13 protein-coding genes are annotated in these 17,464 nt (G+C 68.3%); 5 read left to right on the top strand and 8 right to left on the bottom strand.

The window, feature by feature from the left end:
- Window positions 1-4: 4 nt before the first annotated feature.
- On the top strand, window positions 5-898 hold the full coding sequence (locus M9799_RS09785) for a LysR substrate-binding domain-containing protein (protein WP_231041491.1): 894 nt from the start codon (window positions 5-7) through the stop codon (window positions 896-898).
- Between the two features lie 346 nt (window positions 899-1,244).
- Here the strand turns inward: M9799_RS09785 and M9799_RS09780 are convergent, their stop codons facing one another.
- Window positions 1,245-2,699: an FAD-binding oxidoreductase gene (locus M9799_RS09780; protein WP_231041490.1), complete on the bottom strand. Its 1,455-nt coding sequence runs from the start codon at window positions 2,697-2,699 to the stop codon at window positions 1,245-1,247.
- Window positions 2,700-2,819: 120 nt separating this feature from the next.
- Here M9799_RS09780 and M9799_RS09775 point away from each other — a divergent pair, with 120 nt between their 5' ends.
- From M9799_RS09775 to M9799_RS09765, 3 genes are all read left to right on the top strand, one after another.
- Window positions 2,820-4,319 carry an FAD-linked oxidase C-terminal domain-containing protein gene (locus M9799_RS09775; RefSeq protein ID WP_231041489.1) on the top strand — a complete coding sequence of 500 codons (1,500 nt, stop codon included), beginning with the start codon at window positions 2,820-2,822 and terminating at the stop codon, window positions 4,317-4,319.
- Window positions 4,320-4,445: 126 nt separating this feature from the next.
- On the top strand, window positions 4,446-5,744 hold the full coding sequence (locus M9799_RS09770) for an NAD(P)/FAD-dependent oxidoreductase (protein WP_231041488.1): 1,299 nt from the start codon (window positions 4,446-4,448) through the stop codon (window positions 5,742-5,744).
- A 65-nt stretch (window positions 5,745-5,809) separates the two neighbouring features.
- The gene (locus tag M9799_RS09765; RefSeq protein WP_231041487.1) at window positions 5,810-6,235 is read left to right on the top strand and encodes a hypothetical protein; all 426 of its coding nucleotides are present in this window, start codon (window positions 5,810-5,812) and stop codon (window positions 6,233-6,235) included.
- Between the two features lie 231 nt (window positions 6,236-6,466).
- Here the strand turns inward: M9799_RS09765 and M9799_RS09760 are convergent, their stop codons facing one another.
- The 5 genes from M9799_RS09760 to hmpA form a co-directional block, all read right to left on the bottom strand.
- Complete coding sequence (locus M9799_RS09760; protein WP_231041486.1) at window positions 6,467-7,435, bottom strand: siderophore ABC transporter substrate-binding protein; 969 nt, start codon at window positions 7,433-7,435, stop codon at window positions 6,467-6,469.
- Between the two features lie 82 nt (window positions 7,436-7,517).
- The gene (locus tag M9799_RS09755) at window positions 7,518-9,467 is read right to left on the bottom strand and encodes a ligand-gated channel protein (RefSeq protein ID WP_422688318.1); all 1,950 of its coding nucleotides are present in this window, start codon (window positions 9,465-9,467) and stop codon (window positions 7,518-7,520) included.
- Between the two features lie 155 nt (window positions 9,468-9,622).
- A complete protein-coding gene (locus tag M9799_RS09750; protein WP_231041485.1) occupies window positions 9,623-10,900 on the bottom strand; it encodes a DUF445 domain-containing protein in 1,278 nt (425 codons plus the stop codon).
- Between the two features lie 110 nt (window positions 10,901-11,010).
- The gene (locus M9799_RS09745) at window positions 11,011-12,744 is read right to left on the bottom strand and encodes a patatin-like phospholipase family protein (RefSeq protein ID WP_263725075.1); all 1,734 of its coding nucleotides are present in this window, start codon (window positions 12,742-12,744) and stop codon (window positions 11,011-11,013) included.
- Window positions 12,745-12,964: 220 nt separating this feature from the next.
- Window positions 12,965-14,131 (bottom strand): NO-inducible flavohemoprotein, encoded by a 1,167-nt coding sequence (hmpA, locus tag M9799_RS09740; RefSeq protein WP_231041483.1) that lies wholly within the window; start codon window positions 14,129-14,131, stop codon window positions 12,965-12,967.
- Between the two features lie 153 nt (window positions 14,132-14,284).
- Between hmpA and norR the strand changes: the two genes are divergently transcribed.
- Entirely contained in the window at window positions 14,285-15,874 is a 1,590-nt protein-coding gene (gene norR, locus M9799_RS09735) for a nitric oxide reductase transcriptional regulator NorR (RefSeq protein ID WP_231041482.1), read from the top strand.
- Between the two features lie 3 nt (window positions 15,875-15,877).
- On the opposite strand, the gene M9799_RS09730 is transcribed toward norR, so the two are convergent.
- Together M9799_RS09730 and M9799_RS09725 are read right to left on the bottom strand one after the other, a co-directional pair.
- Window positions 15,878-16,288 carry an FKBP-type peptidyl-prolyl cis-trans isomerase gene (locus tag M9799_RS09730; RefSeq protein WP_231041481.1) on the bottom strand — a complete coding sequence of 137 codons (411 nt, stop codon included), beginning with the start codon at window positions 16,286-16,288 and terminating at the stop codon, window positions 15,878-15,880.
- 23 nt (window positions 16,289-16,311) lie between these two features.
- A complete protein-coding gene (locus M9799_RS09725; protein WP_231041480.1) occupies window positions 16,312-17,457 on the bottom strand; it encodes an aminotransferase class V-fold PLP-dependent enzyme in 1,146 nt (381 codons plus the stop codon).
- Window positions 17,458-17,464: the final 7 nt, after the last annotated feature.

The raw sequence follows: 17,464 nt of genomic DNA, 5'->3' as shown, positions 1-17,464 counted from the left end.
CAGCATGGCGGCGGCCCCTGCACCCGGCGCGGCGCGGCGCATTCCGCCGATCCAGTGCCTGCTGACCTTCGAGGCGCTGGCGCGGCTGCGCAGCGTCACGCAGACCGCCGATGAGCTGTGCGTGACGCCCAGCGCCGTCAGCCACCGCGTGCGCCAGCTCGAGCAGATGCTCGGCAGCCGGCTGTTCGGGCGCGCCGATTTCTCGCTGACCAGCGAGGGCAGCGCCTACCTGTCGCACGTGCGCGAGGGGCTCGGGGCGCTGCAGCGCTTTCCCGGCAGCGCCGGCGTTCCCGGCCGGCGCCGGCTCAAGCTGGCCGTGACGCCGACCTTCGCGCGCTGCATCCTGATTCCCCGGCTGAGCCAGTTCACCGAGGCCTATCCGGAGATCGATCTGGCGCTGCATGTGAGCATTCCGCTGCTCGACGTGGTGGCCGAGGACGCCGACCTCACGGTGCGCTTCGGCCCGGGCCATTACGCCGACATGGAGCACATGGAGATCGCGCGCGACGTGCTCACGCCGCTGGCCTCGCCGGCCTTCGTGCGCGCCCATGGCCCCTTCGAGCAGCCCTCCGACCTCGAAGGCCTGCCGCTGCTGCGCAGCCCGCTCGAGCCCTGGCGCAACTGGTTCGAGGCCGCCGGCCTCGACTGGCCCGAGCCCGCCGAGGGCTCGCAGTTCCACGACATCGGCCTGCTGTGCGATGCCGCGGCCGCGGGCATGGGCGTGGCGCCGGTGCGCCTCAAGCTGGGGGCGCCGTGGCTGGACAATGGGACGCTGGTGCGCTTGTTCCCCCTGGATGTGCCGAGCCCGCATGCGCACTATCTGTGCTGGCATACGGGAACGATGGACCGGTGGGAGTGCGCGGCGTTTGCGCAGTGGCTGGGGCAGGCGGTGTCATGATTGGAAGCTGACCGCTGACGCCCCAGGCAAGCAAGTGCCGTTCGCCCCGACTCCAAGCAAATAACTACCGTTCGCCCTGAGCTCCAAGCAAAATAACTACCGTTCGCCCTGAGCTCCAAGCAAATAACTACCGTTCGCCCTGAGCTCCAAGCAAATAACTACCGTTCGCCCTGAGCTCCAAGCAAATAACTACCGTTCGCCCTGAGCTTGTCGAAGGGCGTTTTGGGGCGCAATCTGCGTTTGATTGATGCGCCGCAAGGAGGTGCCTTGGTTCAACAAGACGCCGGACGTCCATCCCTCGACAAGCTCAGGACGAACGTTTTTGATGCCCGTCCCGCGCGCATATTCAAACCAGACCCTTCGCCCCCGGCAGCACCTTCCCCGGATTCAGCAGATTCCCCGGATCCAGCGCCCGCTTGATCTGCCACATCAGCTCCAGCTCCACCGGCGACTTGCATTCCAGCAGGTCGTCGCGCTTGGCGACGCCGATGCCATGCTCGGCCGAGATCGAGCCGTTCTGCCGGGTGGCCAGCCCGTCGACGGCGTGCGAGACGCGCGCATAGTTCTGCGCCAGGAATTCGGCCGCGGCCATGTCCTTGGGCCGCAGCGGATTGAAGTGCACGTTGCCGTCGCCCATGTGGCCGTAGATCACCATGCGCGCGTCGGGCGCCAGTGCCAGCACCTGCGCCGAGGCCTCGGCAATGAAATCGGCGATCTTCGACAGCGGAATCGAGATGTCGCACTTGATGCTGCCACCGGTGCGCGTCTGCGCATCCGAGATCTCCTCGCGCAGCTGCCAGAAGGCGCGCGTGTCGGCCAGGCTGGCAGCAATGGCCGCGTCCGTCACCAGCCCGCGCTCCAGGCCCTGCTCCAGGATGCCCATCAGCATCGCGTCCAGGCCTTCGGCGTCGCCGCCCGAGGTCAGCTCGATCAGCACCATCCAGTCGTGCGTTTCAGGCAGCGGCGCGCTCAGCTGCGGCATGGATTCCAGCACCAGCGTCAGCGCCGGGCCGGAGATCAGCTCGAAGGCCGTCACCGCCTGCCCGGCCACGCGCTTGGCCTCGGTCAGCAGCTCGACGGCCGCATGCGGGTCGCGCACCGCGATCCAGGCCGCGGCCGTGGCGCCGGGCAGCGGCATCAGCTTGAGCACGGCGGCGGTGATGATGCCCAGCGTGCCCTCGGAGCCGATGAACAGCTGCTTGAGGTCGTAGCCGGTGTTGTCCTTGCGCAGGCCGCGCAGCGACGAGTAAATGCGGCCGTCGGGCAGCACTGCCTCGATGCCCAGCGTCAGGTCGCGCATGTTGCCGTAGCGCAGCACCGCGGTGCCGCCGGCATTGGTCGAGAGATTGCCGCCGATCTGGCACGAGCCCTCCGAGCCGATGCGCAGCGGGAACAGCCGTCCGGCCTCTTGCGCCGCGGCGCGCGCCGCCTGCAGCGTCACACCGGCCGAAAGCGTCATCGTGTCGTTGACGACATCGATCTCCTGCACCTGGTTCATGCGCCGCAGGTTCAGCACTACCGCGTCGCCCGCGGCATCGGGCACGGCGCCGCCCATCAGCGAGGTGTTGCCGCCCTGCGGCACCACCGGCACGCCGTGCCGAAAGCACAGCGCCATGACCTCGCTGACCTGCTGCGTCGTGGCGGGCAGCACCACGGCCAGCGCCTTGCCATGGTAGAGCTTGCGGTAGTCGGTGGTGAAGGGCTGCATGTCGTCAGCAGCTTCCATGCAGGCCTTGTCGCCGACGATGGCGCGCAGGCCCTGCAGCAGCTGGGCGGAGGAATTTGCGGATGTGGCGGTCATGGGGATAGACGTTGAGGGAGCAGCTGCAATTATTGTCCAGAGGGCGAGGCGCAAAGTTTCACGGGCCGATGCAATAAAACTCACGCTGCAACGCCGCGCCATCGCCTAAAGTCCGAGACCATGAACACCGTTTCCCCCGACGCGCCCACGACCGCCGAGCGCGCACGCCGCCAAGCCGAGATCGTGCAGGCGCTGGGCAGGCATGTGCCCGCGCATGCGCTGCTGTGGCACAGCGAGGACACCACGCCCTACGAATGCGACGGCCTCACCGCCTACCGCCAGCGCCCCTTGGTCGTCTGCCTGCCAGAGACCTATGAACAGGTGCAGGCCGTGCTCAAGGCCTGCCACGCGCTGCGGGCGCCGGTCGTGGCGCGCGGCGCGGGCACCGGGCTGTCGGGCGGGGCCATGCCGCATGCGCTGGGCGTGGTCCTGTCGCTGGCCAAGTTCAACCGCATCCTCCAGGTCGATGCCTTCAGCCGCACCGCGGTCGTGCAGTGCGGCGTGCGCAACCTGGCGATCAGCGAGGCCGCCGCGCCCCACGGCCTGTATTACGCACCCGATCCCTCCAGCCAGATCGCCTGCACCATTGGCGGCAACGTGGCGGAGAACTCGGGCGGCGTGCACTGCCTCAAGTACGGCCTGACGGTGCACAACGTGCTCGAGGTCAAGGGCTTCACCATGGCCGGCGAGCCCGTCACCTTCGGCAGCCAGGCGCTCGACGCGCCGGGCTACGACCTGCTGGCGGCGGTGATCGGCAGCGAGGGCATGCTGGCCGTGGTCACCGAGGTCACGGTGCGGCTGATTCCCAAACCGCAGCTCGCGCGCTGCATCATGGCCAGCTTCGCCGACGTGCGCCAGGCCGGCGCCGCGGTGGCGCAGGTCATTGCCGCGGGCATCATCCCGGCCGGGCTGGAGATGATGGACAAGCCGATGACCGCGGCGGTGGAGGATTTCGTCAGGGCCGGCTACGACCTCACGGCCGAGGCCATCCTGCTGTGCGAGTCCGACGGCACGCCCGAGGAAGTGGCCGAGGAAATAGAGCGCATGAGCGCGGTGCTGCGCGATGCGGGCGCCACGGCCATCACCGTGAGCGCCGACGAGGCCGAGCGCCTGCGCTTCTGGAGCGGGCGCAAGAACGCCTTTCCCGCCAGCGGCCGCATCAGCCCCGACTACATGTGCATGGACTCGACCATCCCGCGCAAGCGCCTGGCCGACATCCTGCTCGCCATCCAGGACATGGAGCGCAAGTACCAGCTGCGCTGCGCCAACGTGTTCCATGCCGGCGACGGCAACCTGCACCCGCTGATCCTGTTCGACGCCAACGACCCCGACCAGCTGCGCCGCTGCGAGCTGTTCGGCGCCGACATCCTCGAGACCAGCGTGGCGATGGGCGGCACCGTGACCGGCGAGCATGGCGTGGGCATCGAGAAGCTCAACTCGATGTGCACCCAGTTCAGCGCCGAGGAAAACGCGCAGATGTTCGCGCTCAAGGCGGCGTTCGATCCCGAGGGCCTGCTGAACCCGGGCAAGGTGATTCCCACGCTGCACCGCTGCGCCGAATACGGAAGGATGCTGGTGCGTGGCGGGCAGATCAAGCACCCGGAGCTGCCGCGGTTCTGACAATGGCCCTGCCATGGAGCCGCCTCCATGGACAGTGCAGAATCTAGGGTTTTCCCTTACATTCACCGAGGGCAATGGCGGCAACCATGGGGGTGCATGCCATCTGGCAACCAAGGAAATTCATCCATGACGCATCGCATCGTGATCGTCGGCGGCGGCGCCGGCGGGCTGGAGCTGGCCACGCGGCTGGGCCAGCGCCTGGGCAAGCGCCGGCAGGCCGAGATCATCCTCGTCGACAGCCACCTCACGCACATGTGGAAACCGCTGCTGCACGAAGTGGCCGCAGGCTCGCTGAACCAGTCGGAAAACGAGTTCAACTACATCGCGCAGGCCAAGTGGAAGCACTTCCAGTTCCAGATCGGCCGCATGTGCGGCCTGGACCGCAAGGCCAAGACCATCGAGCTCGCGCCGTTGCTCAACGACGACGGCAGCGAAGCCGCGCCCGCGCGCCGGCTGGCCTACGACACGCTGGTCATGGCGATCGGCAGCGTGACCAATGACTTCCACACGCCCGGCGCAGCCGAGCACTGCATCTTCCTCGATGCGCCCGAGCAGGCCGAGCGCTTCCACCGCCAGCTGCTGGCCAAATACCTCGCCGCGCACGCCGGCAGCAATACCCAGGCCGAGCTGCGCATCGCCATCGTCGGCGCGGGCGCCACGGGGGTCGAGCTGGCGGCCGAGCTGCGCAACGCCGCGCAGCAGCTGGCCGGCTACGGGCTGGGCAATATCGCGCCCGAGAACCTGCACATCACCGTGCTGGACGCCGGCAAGCGCGTGCTGCCGGCGCTGCCCGAGCACATCGGCCGCGATGCGCACCAGACGCTGGAAAAGCTCGGCGTGCAGGTCATCACCGAAGCGGCCGTGAGCCGCGTGACGGCCGAGCAGCTCGAGACCAAGGACGGGCGCGTCATTCCCGCCAGCCTCAAGGTCTGGGCCGCGGGCATCAAGGCGCCGGACTTCCTGCAGGGCCTCGACGGCCTGGAGAGCAACCGCATCAACCAGCTGGTGGTGCGCAGCACGCTGCAGACCACGCTGGACGACGACATCTTCGCGCTCGGCGACTGCGCCGCCTGCCCCATGGACGACGGCAGCGGCAGGAACGTGCCGCCGCGTGCCCAGGCGGCGCACCAGCAGGCCTCGCTGCTGGCGCAGTCGCTGGTCAAGCGCCTGCAGGGCCAGCCGCTGCCGCACTACCGCTACCGCGACTACGGCTCGCTGGTCTCGCTGTCGCGCTTCTCGGCCGTGGGCAACCTGATGGGCAACCTGATGGGCTCGGTCAAGGTCGAGGGCTGGCTGGCGCGCATGTTCTACATCTCGCTGTACCGCATGCACCAGGTGGCGCTGTTCGGCTTCTTCCGCACCGGCCTGCTGATGCTCAGCGACCGCATCGGCCGGCGCACCGATCCGCGGCTGAAACTGCACTGAGCGCTGCGGCTGGCGCTTTTCGCGCACAATCGGCCGCATTTCCGTTTCGCCGATTTGCGCCCGCCATGACTGCTGCTGCCGACTACGCCTCGCTTCTTCAATCCGGCAACGACCTGGTGGCCCAGGCCCAGGCCGTCGCCACCCAGGACTTCGCGCAGGCCCGCGCGCTTTGGCAGCAGGCCGGCGCCTTCTTCGCCAAGGCGCACCAGGCCGACCCCGAGCAGCACGCCGCCGCGCTGCGCCTGGCCCAGGCCTGGATGGCCGAGGCCCACGCGCTGCAAAAGCAAGGCTCGGCCAATGCCGCCATCATGTGGACCAATGCCGCGGCCCAGTGCGAGCGCGCGTTCGACCTTCAACCCGACCATGCGCCGACGGCGATGATGGCGGCAAGCTGCCATGCGTGGGCGAAGAACGAGGAGGCGGCGCAGGCGTGGATGCAGCTGGCGAAGCATTTGCAGCAGCTGGGGGCGGAAGAGGCGTCGAAAAATTAAAGCTTGGGCGCAAAAAACCGTTCGTCCTGAGCTTGTCGAAGGATGGTCATAAAAACCGTTCGTCCTGAGCTTGTCGAAGGATGGTCATAAAAACCGTTCGTCCTGAGCTTGTCGAAGGATGGACGGCCTGTCCTCAAGTATGAGGCCCGAACCAGGATTGCGCCCTGAAACGCCCTTCGACAAGCTCAGGGCGAACGGTGTGCGGGAGTTGGAGCGCGCGGTTTTAAACCCTCACCTCCCCGCCTGCAGCGCCCCCTTGATCTCCCCCACATTCCGCAGCATCGCTGTCGGCCCGGCGCTGCCCAGCAGATACCACCCCTTGGGATCGAGGAACACCACGCGCCCCTTCTGCCCCGCCTGGGTGGCGCGGATCTGCGCGTTGTCGAACAGCTGCTTCGAGGGCACCACCGGCTTGCCGTCCTTGTCGGTCTGCGTGCCGGTGCCGGCATTGCGGTCGATCACGTAGATCCAGGCGGGGTCGAGTTTCGCGATGTCCTCCATCTTCACCGGCACGCCGCGCGGCTTCGATGGATCGGCGGGAATCCCCGGCTTGATGCCCAGCACATCGTGCAGCAGGCCAAAGCGCGCGCCGGGCGGCTGGGCGCTCATGTTGCGGTTCACGGCCAGCACCAGCAGGCCGGGTTCCGCCTGGGCGGCAACCGCCTTGAGGCTGTCGACCTCGCCGCGCACCCTGGCCATCAGTTGCCGGCCCTCGGCCTGCTTGCCCCAGAGGCTGGACAGCGTGGTGACATTGCGCTCCATGTCGTCCAGCAGCCGCTGGTTGTTGACGCTCAGGTCCAGCGTGGGCGCGATCTTCGACAGCACCTCGTACTGCGCGGCCGAGCGCCCCGCCACCACGATCAGATCGGGCTGGATGCGGCTCAGCGCTTCATAGTCGGGAATGAACAGCGTGCCCGCAGCCTGGTATTTCGCATCGGCATAGGCCGCGAGGTAGTCGGGATACTGGGCCTTGGCCACGCCGGCCACGGGCAGCTGCAGGGCCTGCATCGCATCGAGCGCCGCCAGGTCATAGACCACGACGCGCTGCGGCTTGAGCGGCACCGTGGCCGTGCCCTTGGCATGCTGGACGGTGATGTGGGCGGGCTGCGCCGGTGCGGCAGCCATGGCCGGGGCCGAAAGGCCCCAGGCGGCGGCCGTCAGGGCAATGGTCACGCTGCGGCGCGAAGTCATGAAGTTCATGGGTTTCATCCGGTAGGAAATGACGAAGCCGCGCAACCGAAGCTGCGCGGCACAGGTGCCATGGCAAGCCATGGCGGAATGCTTAGAACTTCACGTTCATGCCCAGCCAGTAGCGGCGGCCGTCCTGCACCGAGTCGTAGTTGACACCGTCATACAGCACTTCCTTGTCCAGCAGGTTGTAGATGCCCGCGTAGAGCGTGACGGTCTTGCTGAACTTGTACGAGCCGCCCAGGTCCAGCAGCGCATAGCTCTTCTGGTTGAAGCTGCCGGACGAGGCCGATCCCGGGCTGTCGCTTTCCTTGCCGCGGTACGAGAGCTTGGTCCAGGCGTTGATCTGGCCGGTGGGGTTCCAGTCCAGGCCCACGTTCAGCAGGTGGCGTGGCAGCTGGTTCAGCGGCAGGCCGGCGAACTCGCCGCTCTTTTGCTCGGACTTGGTGAAGGTGTAGCTCGAGGTCAGGCGCAGGTCCCGGGTCAGCAGCGTGCCCAGCGAGGCTTCGAGGCCGCGCGTGATGGCCTTGTCGACGTTCACGTTGGTCGTGGGAATCCGGCCGGAGGAATTGAGCGGGCCGCAGGTCGGGCAGGCTATGCGCGTGATCTTGTCCTCGAACTCGTTGTCGAACAGCGTCACGCCGGCGGTGGTGCCGGTGCCGCTGTCGAACAGCACGCCGATTTCCTTGGTCAGCGAGGTCTCGGGCTTCAGGTCGGGATTGCCGTAGATGTCGCCGCCGCGGCTGGACTGGCCCCAGTCGCCCAGGGTCTGGCGCAGCGATGGCGCGCGGAAGCCCGTGGAGACGCCGCCCTTGACGGTCCAGCGCGGGTCCACGGTCCACACGCCATACAGGCGCGGGCTCACATGGCCGCCGGCCTGGCTGTCATGGTCGTAGCGCAGGCCGCCGGTCAGCGCGAAGTCCTCGCGCAGGCGCCATTCGTCCTCGGCAAACACCGCGTACTGGCTGCGGTCGGCCGCGTCGCGGGTCGAGCCGCGCAGCGTGTTGGTGGTCGTGTCCTTGAGGTCCTGGTTGTTGTAGAACACGCCCGTCGTGAGCAGGTGCTGGTTGCCCAGGGGCATGGTCCAGCTGCTGTTGAACACCGTGTTCTTGATCGTCATGTCGCGCGACAGGTTCTTCGTTTCCTCCTGCTGCAGGTAGGTGTCCGAGGTCGCCCAGCCAAATCGGCCCTTGTGCTGCAGCGAGTAGTTGTCGCGCTCGAACTTGCGGTCGCTGAGCGCGGCGGTGGGCGCCAGCGTCATGCCGGGCGAGGAGATGAAATGCTGCCGGGCCGTGCCCAGCTCGAGGATCACGTCGTGGTCCTTGTTGGGCGTCAGCGCCAGCTTCACGTTGATGGCGCGGTTTTCATAGTCGTTGAAACCCTGCAGGATGCGGTCTTCCTCGCGCTTGTTGTAGTTGCCGTAGATGCTCAGGCCCAGCAGCTCGTCCTGGATCGGACCCGACAGGTAGAAGTTGCCCTGGTAGGCGTCGCCCGAGCTCGAGCGTTCCTGCAGCGTGGCATCGGTGCGCACCGAGCCATGCCACTCCTTGGCCACCTTGCGGGTGATCACGTTGATCACGCCGCCCATGGCGTCCGAGCCGTACAGCGACGACATGGGGCCGCGCACGACCTCGATGCGCTCGATGGCTTCCAGCGGGGGAATCCAGCTCTGGTCGGTGCCGGTGCTGCCGTTGGTCTGGGTCTCGCGCGTGTTCGAGCGCTTGCCGTCGATCAGGATCAGCGTGTAGTTGGCACCCATGCCGCGCAGGCTGATGTCGTTGGAGTTGTTGTCCGAGGGCGTCAGGATCACGCCGGGCACGTCGCGCAGCGCGTCATGCAGGTTGGTGTAGGCGCGCTTTTCCAGCTCCTCGCGCGTGACCACGGAAATCGATGCGGGCGCTTCCTTGATCTGCTGCTCGTAACCGGCAGCCGTCACCACCACCGTATCCATGGCCTTGGTCTCCTGGGCAGCGGCCAGTGCGCTGAAACCAGTGGCCATGATGGCCGCGGCAAGGGTGGGATACGGGATACGAAGCGAATGCATGGTCAGGTCCGGTAAATGAAAAAAATACGGATTCTTCTTGAGAATCAATCGCATTATTATTTACCAAGCGGTTACAACACCGACATAACCCTGTGCAATTGTCCTACCCTTGACAATCGACTTTCACTGTGCGCAAAGCTTCTAGGCATGCAGGCTCAGGTCAGCCCCCACCAGTGCGGCAGCTGTGCCAGGAGAAACAGCAGCAGGCCGATGGCGCCGCCGACCAAGGTACCGTTGATGCGGATGAACTGCAGGTCCTTGCCGATGTGCAGTTCCACCAACTGCGACAGCTCCCGCGCGTCCCAGCGCTTGACGGTATCGCTGATGTGCTCGGCCAGGAACTGCGCCATGTCCGGCGCCAGCGCCGCCGCCCAGCGCTCCAGCCGCGCGTTCATCGACTGGCGCAGCGCCGGGTCGCTGGCCAGCGACTGCCCCAGCCAGCGGCCCATGGCCGCAGCCTTGCGCGCGATGTGCGAGTGCTCGTCGGCCAGGTCGGTCTGCAGGCGCTGGCGCAGCTGCCCCCACAGCGTCTGCAGGTAACCGGACAGCTTCTCGTCATGCAGCAGATAGTGGCGCAGCTGCTCGGCCTGGGCCGCGAAGCCGGCGTCGGTGCGCAGCCGTTCGATGAGCCGCGCCACCGCCGCGTCGAGCGCTTCGCGCACCCGGTGCTCGGGGTTGTGCGCGATGTCGTCGAAGAGGCTCTCGAGCGCCTGCGCGATCATTTCCGCGCCCTTGCCGCCCAGCCAGTCGCTGGGCAGCATCCTTTCCTTGAGCGGGTGCTCGCGCTTGAGCCACTCGATGATGCTGGCGGCGATGAACTCGCGCGTGTGCCCGGCCTGCACCGTGGTGGCGATGCGCGCCAGCACATCGTCGAGCAGCTGCTGGTGGCGCCCGCCCTGCGTCAGCGTGGTCAGCACCGAGGCCGCGGCGCGCGACAGGTCGACCTGCGCCAGCACCGCGCGCAACGACTGCATCAGGAAGCGCTGCACCTGCCGGTCCTGCACCATCTCCAGCGCCGCCAGCGCCAGCCGCGCCACCTGCCGGCCCAGCAACGCACTGTTCGCCGGCGCCGTGAGCCAGCTCGCCAGCCACTGCGCGGGATCGTTCCTGCGGATCAGCGCCAGCAGCGAGGCCGGGTCGAGGAAGCGGTCGCGCACGAAATGCGCCAGGTTGTCGCCAATGCGGTCCTTGTTGCGCGGAATGATCGCCGTGTGGCGCCCGACCCAGGGCAGCGGAATGCGCCGGAACAGCGCCGTGACGGCAAACCAGTCGGCCAGCGCGCCGACCATTGCGGCCTCGGTCACGGCCTGCAGGCAGCGCACGCCGAGGCTGGGGGCCATGAAGCCCGTCGCCGCAAAGACCAGCGCCACCGCAACCAGCAGGCCCAGGGCCTGCCGTTTCGCACGTCTCAATGCCAGGGTCTGGGCTTGCATGCTCCGCTCTTTCCTCAGGATGGTTGCCGCAGGCGCAACGCTACCACGCCGGCAGCCGGCGCGGGCTGAAGGAGTCGTACAAGAGCAGGCCGGGAGTATGGGGCCCGGGATCAGGCGCGCAGGGTGCCGGGCATGGGCGCCGCCGGGGCCTGGCAAACCGGATCGCGCCGTGCCCAGTCCAGCGCTGCCGCGCGTTGGGCCGCTTCCTGCGCGGGCGCGGGCTGGCCCTGCAGCGCCCCGATGGCCGCGCGCAGCTGGGCGTGCAGCGGCGTGGCATCGTTCGCATGCCGCGCCAGGAACAGTGCCTGCTCGGCAGGCGACAGCAGCGCAGCCGCGGCCTGCACATCATCCACGAGGTCATGGCGGTAGTTGTGCCGGCTCAGCTCGATATGCGCGAGCGCCTGCTTCAGGGCCTCACGCTTGGCCCTGTCGATGCGCTGCGCCGAGGCATGGAACGAACCGATGCCCAGGTCGCCGTGGCGCACCGGCATGGCCATCAGCCCGGCGGCCCGCACCTTGAGCAGGTCTTCCCCGTTGTGCTTTGCGAACTGCGGATTGCCCGACAGGATCGCCAGCAGCCAGGCCGCAGGCAGGAAATGCGGCTGGGGCGGAGCGTGCATGACCTTGTCCGCGCGGCCATGGTCGGCAAAGGTCATCAGCAGGGTGCGCGCCTGGGTCTCGGCCAGCGCCTGTCCGCTCAGCCTCCCCAGCACCGCCTCGGCCGGGATCAGGCTGCCCACGCCGCCATCGGTCCAGTGCTGGCCCTGCAGGATCACGTCGGCAAACAGCACCGGGACGCTGGCGGAGATGCGGCCGGCCAGCGCCACGGGAAGATCGGGATGGGTCCGGTGCGAGAAATAGCCCACGCGCCGCTCTTCCCGGTTCCAGCCGGTCACGACCAGTTCCTTGAAATGCTGCGGCGCCATCCTGTGCAGCAGGTGCAGGTCGCCAAAGGTCACCATCTGGGTGCTGCGCGGCTGCGAGAAATCCGGTGCGCACAGCTGCCCCAGGCGCTGCTGTTCCTGCGCCGTGCACTGCGCCCACGCCGGCTCGCGCACCAGCTGCGCCCAATGCTCCCGGAGATGACGCGCCACCGTCTCGCCTGTCTGCCGGTCCAGCATCTGCACCAGCGCGCCTCCGGCAAAGCCCGGGCACGCGAACTTCACCTGCGGGTACAGGCGCGCGAAATCCTCGGGGGTACCCAGCATCGACAGCATCTTGCTGCCGTTGAGCAGGCGCTGGAAGCGCTTCGCGGACATCCCGCTGGCCATCAGGACCGCGGTCATCGCCCCGACCGAGCTGCCCACCACCTGCTTGAGCTGCGACAGCAGCCCGAGGTTGTCGAGCGCGCGCAGCGCCGGCGCATTGGCCATGCCCTTGGCGCCGCCCCCGCTGAGCACCAGGTTCTCGATGGCCGGCGCGGGGCGCAGCAGCAGGATACGGCCCGAATCGAGCCTCTGCACCGTCGGCACCGGGTCGCGCATGGGCTCCAGGGACAGCGCGACCTGCTGGTGCCGCTCGACCTGCCTGCGGGCCAGCGCCGCCGCCGCCTCGAAGGCCTCCCGGCGTACGGTGTGGCCGGGGCTGTCGATCATCGCGCTGTGCACGGGATACATGCAGTCGCTGACCACATCGTTGACCATCGTCGCCGCGCGCGCCGCAAACGCCTGGCGCGCATCGGTTTCCCAATGCGCGGCCGCCGCGGCCATCTCGGCAGAGAGCGACGCCTGCAGCTCCTCCTGCTGGTTGATGAGCTGCGCGGTGTTCAGGGTGCGCGTGGCCGGCGCTGCAGGGCGACGGAATCCGGCCTCGGCGGCGGGCTGGCGCGTGGGGGGTGCGGGCAACGCAGGCATCAGCGCTGCAGGCCCGGCAACCCTCATGCGCCCGCTCCCGGCTGTATGCCCAGGCGCCGGCATGGGGGCTCGATGGGTGCGAGGAGATCATGCATATCCGCATGGTCTGCCTGCGGGCGCGCCGCGGCCAGCTCCGGGCGCGCCATCATGGTGCCGGGCAAGAAGCCATGCGCGGATGCGCTGGCCGGGCCCGGCCATGCCGTACCTGGGCCTACGCCAGCGCCTGGCTCGGCCCGAAGAACTCGTGGTGCGTCTGCGCCGCGGGCACGCCCAGCGCGCGCAGGCCCTGCTGCACCGCCGCCATGAAGGGCTGCGGGCCGCAGAAATAGGCCTCGACGTCGCGCGACGCGGGCAGCCAGCGGGCCAGTTGCTCGACGCCGATGCGCTGCGGCGTGCCCGCGTCCGTCCCGTCATAGAGGTAGTGGCACTGCAGCTGCGGGTGCTCGAGCGCCAGTGCATCGAGGCGTGCACGAAAGCCCTGCACCTCGGGCGTGCGCGCGCAGTGGATGAAGACCACCGGCCGCGCGCTGCCCAGCGCCGACGCCAGCATCGGCAGGGTCGGGGTAATGCCCACGCCGCCGCTGATCAGCACCAGCGGCTTGTCGCCCTCGGCCAGCGTGAAATGGCCCGCGGGCGGGAAGATCTCCAGCACGTCGCCTTCCTGCACCACGTCATGCAGATGGCGCGAGACCACGCCCTGCGCTTCGCGCTTGACGCTGATGCGCAGCTCGCGGCCGTTGGCCAGCGCCGACAGCGAATAGTTGCGCCGCTGCTCCTGGCCATCGACCATCACGCGCAGGCCGATGAACTGGCCCGGCAGATGCGCCATCACGGCGCCGCCATCGACGGGCGCGAGATAGAACGAGGTGATTTCCGGGCTCTCGGCCTGCTTGCGCGCCACGCGGAAGGCGCGCGCGCCGCGCCAGCCGCCTTCGGCGCTGGCGTTGCGGTCGTACGCCTGGGCTTCGGCGCCGATCAGGATATCGGCCAGCTGCTGATAAGCCGCGGCCCAGGCATCGATCACCGCATCGGTGGCGATCTCGGCGCCCAGCACCTCGCGGATCGAGGACAGCAGGCACCGGCCGACGATCGGATAGTGCTCGGGTTGCACCTGCAAGGCCACGTGCTTGTTGATGATCTGCGCGGGCAGATTGCCCAGGTTCTCGAGCCGGTCGATATGCTTGGCGTACATCAGCACGCTGAAGGCCAGCGCGCGCGGCTGGGCGCCGGTCTTCTGGTGTGTGCTGTTGAACAGCGGACGCACCTCGGGATGCTCGCCCAGCAGGCGCTGGTAGAAATGGGTGATCAGCGCCTCGCCGCCGGCTTCCAGCAGCGGAACGGTGGATTGGACGATGGCGCGTTGTTCGGCGGTCAGCATGCAGACTCCTGGAATTTCGGGAACAGCCCGGTTGCGTTGACAGGTGCAAGCGGCGTGCCAGCGGCCAACCTCTTAGGAATCAATGGCTTGGCTTGTCATGCGTCAATTCGACCCTGGCAAAATCAAGTCGATTTGACATAGCAGAGAGTCAAAATGACACCCACCCACAGCCTGTTGCGCAGCCTGGTGCCGCTGGTCGCCGATCTCGCCGAAGACCTGCCCGAACGCGAGCGCTACCGCCGCCTGCTGCAGGCGCTGCGCAGCCTGCTGCCCTGCGACGCGGCGGCGCTGCTGCGCCTGCAGGGCGAGGTGCTGGAGCCGATCGCCATCGACGGCCTGAGCAGCGACACGCTGGGCCGGCGCTTTCGCGTCGCCGAGCATCCGCGCCTGGCCGCACTGCTGGCGCATCGACAGGCGCTGCGCTTCGCGCCGGACAGCCCGCTGCCCGATCCCTACGACGGCCTGGTCGAGCACGCCGGGCCGCTGGAAGTGCACGACTGCATGGGCTGCGCGCTGGTGGTGGGCGGCAGCACCTGGGGTCTGTTGACGCTCGATGCGCTCGCGCCCGGCCGCTTCGCCGACCCGGCGCATCTGCAGGCGCTGCAGGCCTTCAGCAATCTTGCCGCCGCGACGGTGGCCGCCGCCGGACGCATGCGCCAGCTGGAGCAAAGCGCGCACGACGCGCGCCAGCGCGCCGAGAGCTGGCGCCAGGCGGCGCTGCCCGACGCCGCGCGCCGCCCGCTGCTGGGCCAGAGCCCGGCGCTGCGGCAGCTGCAAAAGGACATCGCCCTGGTCGCGCCGAGCGAACTCAACGTGCTGATCACCGGCGAGACCGGCGTGGGCAAGGAGCTGGTGGCCCAGGCGGTGCACGCCCAGTCGCTGCGCGCGGGCCGGCCGCTGGTCAGCGTGAACTGCGCGGCGCTGCCCGACACGCTGGTGGAAAGCGAGCTGTTCGGCCATGTGCGCGGCGCCTTCACCGGCGCCGTCGGCGAGCGCCAGGGCCAGTTCGAGCGCGCCGATGGCGGCACGCTGTTTCTCGACGAGATCGGCGAGCTGTCGCTGGCGGTGCAGGCCAAGCTGCTGCGCGTGCTGCAAAGCGGCCAGCTGCAACGCCTGGGCTCGGACCGCGAACACCGTGTCGACGTGCGCGTCATCGCCGCCACCAACCGGCCGCTCGAGGAAGAAGTGCGCTCGGGCCGCATGCGCGCCGATTTCTTCCACCGGCTCAGCGTCTACCCGCTGGCGGTGCCGCCGCTGCGCGAGCGCGGCAGCGACATCCTGCTGCTGTGCGGCTATTTCCTGGAGGAGAACCGCTCGCGCCTGGGGCTGGCCGTCGGTGCGCAGCTCGGCACCCCGCGGCTGGATGCAGCGGCGCAATCGGCGCTGCTGTCCCATTCCTGGCCCGGCAATGTGCGCGAACTCGAGCACCTGATCAGCCGCGGCGTGCTCAAGGCGCTGAGCCGCCATGGCAAGCGCCCGCGCGTGCTGACGTTGACGGTGCAGGATCTATGGCCCGATGCCGCGGGCGGCCTGGCCGCCGTGCCGGCGCCCGCGGCGGCACCCATGGCCGAGCAAAGCCTGGCGCAGGGCCTGCGCAGCGCCGTCGAAGCCTTCGAGCGCCGCAGCATCGAGCAGGCCCTGGCGCAGCACCAGGGCAACTGGGCGGCCGCGGCGCGAACTCTTCGGATGGACCGGGCAAACCTGCAGCGGCTTGCCAAGCGTCTTGGCTGCAGCCTGCCCTGAGCCTTACTTGCCTTTGACCTGAAGCAGCTCGACCTCGAAATTCAGGGTCGCGTTGGGCGGGATCACCCCGCCCGCGCCGCGGCTGCCATAGGCAATCGATGCCGGGCAGGTCAGCTTGGCCTTGCCGCCGACCTTCATCTTCTGCAGCCCCTCGGTCCAGCAGGGAATCACGCCGTTGAGCGGGAAGTCGATCGGCTGGCCACGCTGGATGGAACTGTCGAATTCCTTGCCGGTATCGGGAAAGTAGCCGCGGTAATGCACGCGCACCGTATCGCGCGCCGTGGGGGTGGCGCCCGTGCCTTCCTTGAGGCTCTGGTAGACCAGGCCGCTGCTGGTGGTGACGGGCTCGGCCGCCTGGGCGGCCGTGGCGAGGAAGGCAGCCGCGATCAGTGCGGCGGGAATGAATCGGGTCATGAAAACTCCTTGAAAACAACCCATCAGGCGGCAGGAATGCCCAGCGCATCGAGCGCGGCGCCCAGATGCTCGACGGTGCGGTCCACATGGTGCCACTTCTCCAGCCCGAACAGGCCGATGCGGAAGCTGCGGAAATCCGGGCCTTCGTCGCACTGCAGCGGCACGCCCGAGGCGGTCTGCAGGCCGACCTGCAGGAATTTCCTGCCGCTCTGGATCTCCGGGTCGGTGGTGTAGCTCACCACCACGCCCGGCGCCTCGAAGCCCGGCGCCGCGACGCTGGGGAAGCCGCGCGATTCGAGCAGCGCGCGCACCTTGGCGCCCAGCGCGATCTGCTCCTGCTTCACGGCCTCGAAGCCATAGGCGCGCGTCTCGAGCATCACGTCGCGCAGCCGTACCAAGGCGTCAGTGGGCATGGTCGCGTGATAGGCATGCTGGCCCTTCTCATAGCCCTCGGCGATCTGCATCCACTTCTTCAGGTCGCAGGCAAAGCTCGAGCTCTGCGTGTGTTCGATGGCCTCGCGGGCGCGCGCGCTGAGCATGACCATCGCGCAGCAGGGCGAGCTGCTCCAGCCCTTTTGCGGCGCCGAGATCAGCACGTCCACGCCGGTTTGCCGCATGTCGACCCACATCGCGCCCGAGGCCACGCAGTCGAGCACGAACAGCGCCCCGACCGCATGCGCGGCCTCGGCCACGGTGCGCAGGTAGTCATCGGGCAGCAGGATGCCGCTGGCGGTTTCCACGTGCGGCGCAAAGACCACCTTGGGCCTTTCCTGCAGGATGGCCTGCGCCACCACCTCGGCCTCGCACGGCGCCCACGGGTCCTGCGCGCCCTCGCCCTGCTTGCGTGCCTTGCAGACCACGGCCTCCTCGCCCACCGCCAGGCGGCCGGCCTCGAAGATCTGCGTCCAGCGGTAGCTGAACCAGCCGTTGCGCACGATCAGCACCTTCTCGCCGTTGGCGAACTGGCGCGCCACGGCTTCCATGCCGAAGGTTCCGCTGCCCGGCACCAGCACCGCCGTCTGGGCCGCATAGACTTCCTTGAGCGTGCCCAGGATGTCCTGCATCACGCCGACGAAACGCTGCGACATGTGGTTGAGAGCGCGGTCGGTATAGACCACCGAGAACTCGAGCAATCCATCGGGATCGATCTCGGGCAAAAGTCCTGGCATGAAATTT

It is taken from the genome of Comamonas endophytica, assembly GCF_023634805.2.
GTDB lineage: Bacteria > Pseudomonadota > Gammaproteobacteria > Burkholderiales > Burkholderiaceae_C > Comamonas > Comamonas endophytica.
The sequence above is the reverse complement of the archived record's forward strand: the minus strand, read 5'-3'. Positions and strand labels throughout refer to the sequence as shown.

Coding starts and splice junctions, on each gene's coding strand:
- M9799_RS09785 (WP_231041491.1), top strand. CDS start 5: ATGGCGGCGGCCCCTGCACCCGGCGCGGCGCGGCGCATTCCGCCGATC.
- M9799_RS09760 (WP_231041486.1), bottom strand. CDS start 7,435: ATGAACTTCATGACTTCGCGCCGCAGCGTGACCATTGCCCTGACGGCC.
- M9799_RS09750 (WP_231041485.1), bottom strand. CDS start 10,900: ATGCAAGCCCAGACCCTGGCATTGAGACGTGCGAAACGGCAGGCCCTG.
- norR (WP_231041482.1), top strand. CDS start 14,285: ATGACACCCACCCACAGCCTGTTGCGCAGCCTGGTGCCGCTGGTCGCC.
- M9799_RS09730 (WP_231041481.1), bottom strand. CDS start 16,288: ATGACCCGATTCATTCCCGCCGCACTGATCGCGGCTGCCTTCCTCGCC.
- M9799_RS09770 (WP_231041488.1), top strand. CDS start 4,446: ATGACGCATCGCATCGTGATCGTCGGCGGCGGCGCCGGCGGGCTGGAG.
- M9799_RS09780 (WP_231041490.1), bottom strand. CDS start 2,699: ATGACCGCCACATCCGCAAATTCCTCCGCCCAGCTGCTGCAGGGCCTG.
- M9799_RS09775 (WP_231041489.1), top strand. CDS start 2,820: ATGAACACCGTTTCCCCCGACGCGCCCACGACCGCCGAGCGCGCACGC.
- hmpA (WP_231041483.1), bottom strand. CDS start 14,131: ATGCTGACCGCCGAACAACGCGCCATCGTCCAATCCACCGTTCCGCTG.
- M9799_RS09755 (WP_422688318.1), bottom strand. CDS start 9,467: ATGCATTCGCTTCGTATCCCGTATCCCACCCTTGCCGCGGCCATCATG.
- M9799_RS09765 (WP_231041487.1), top strand. CDS start 5,810: ATGACTGCTGCTGCCGACTACGCCTCGCTTCTTCAATCCGGCAACGAC.
- M9799_RS09725 (WP_231041480.1), bottom strand. CDS start 17,457: ATGCCAGGACTTTTGCCCGAGATCGATCCCGATGGATTGCTCGAGTTC.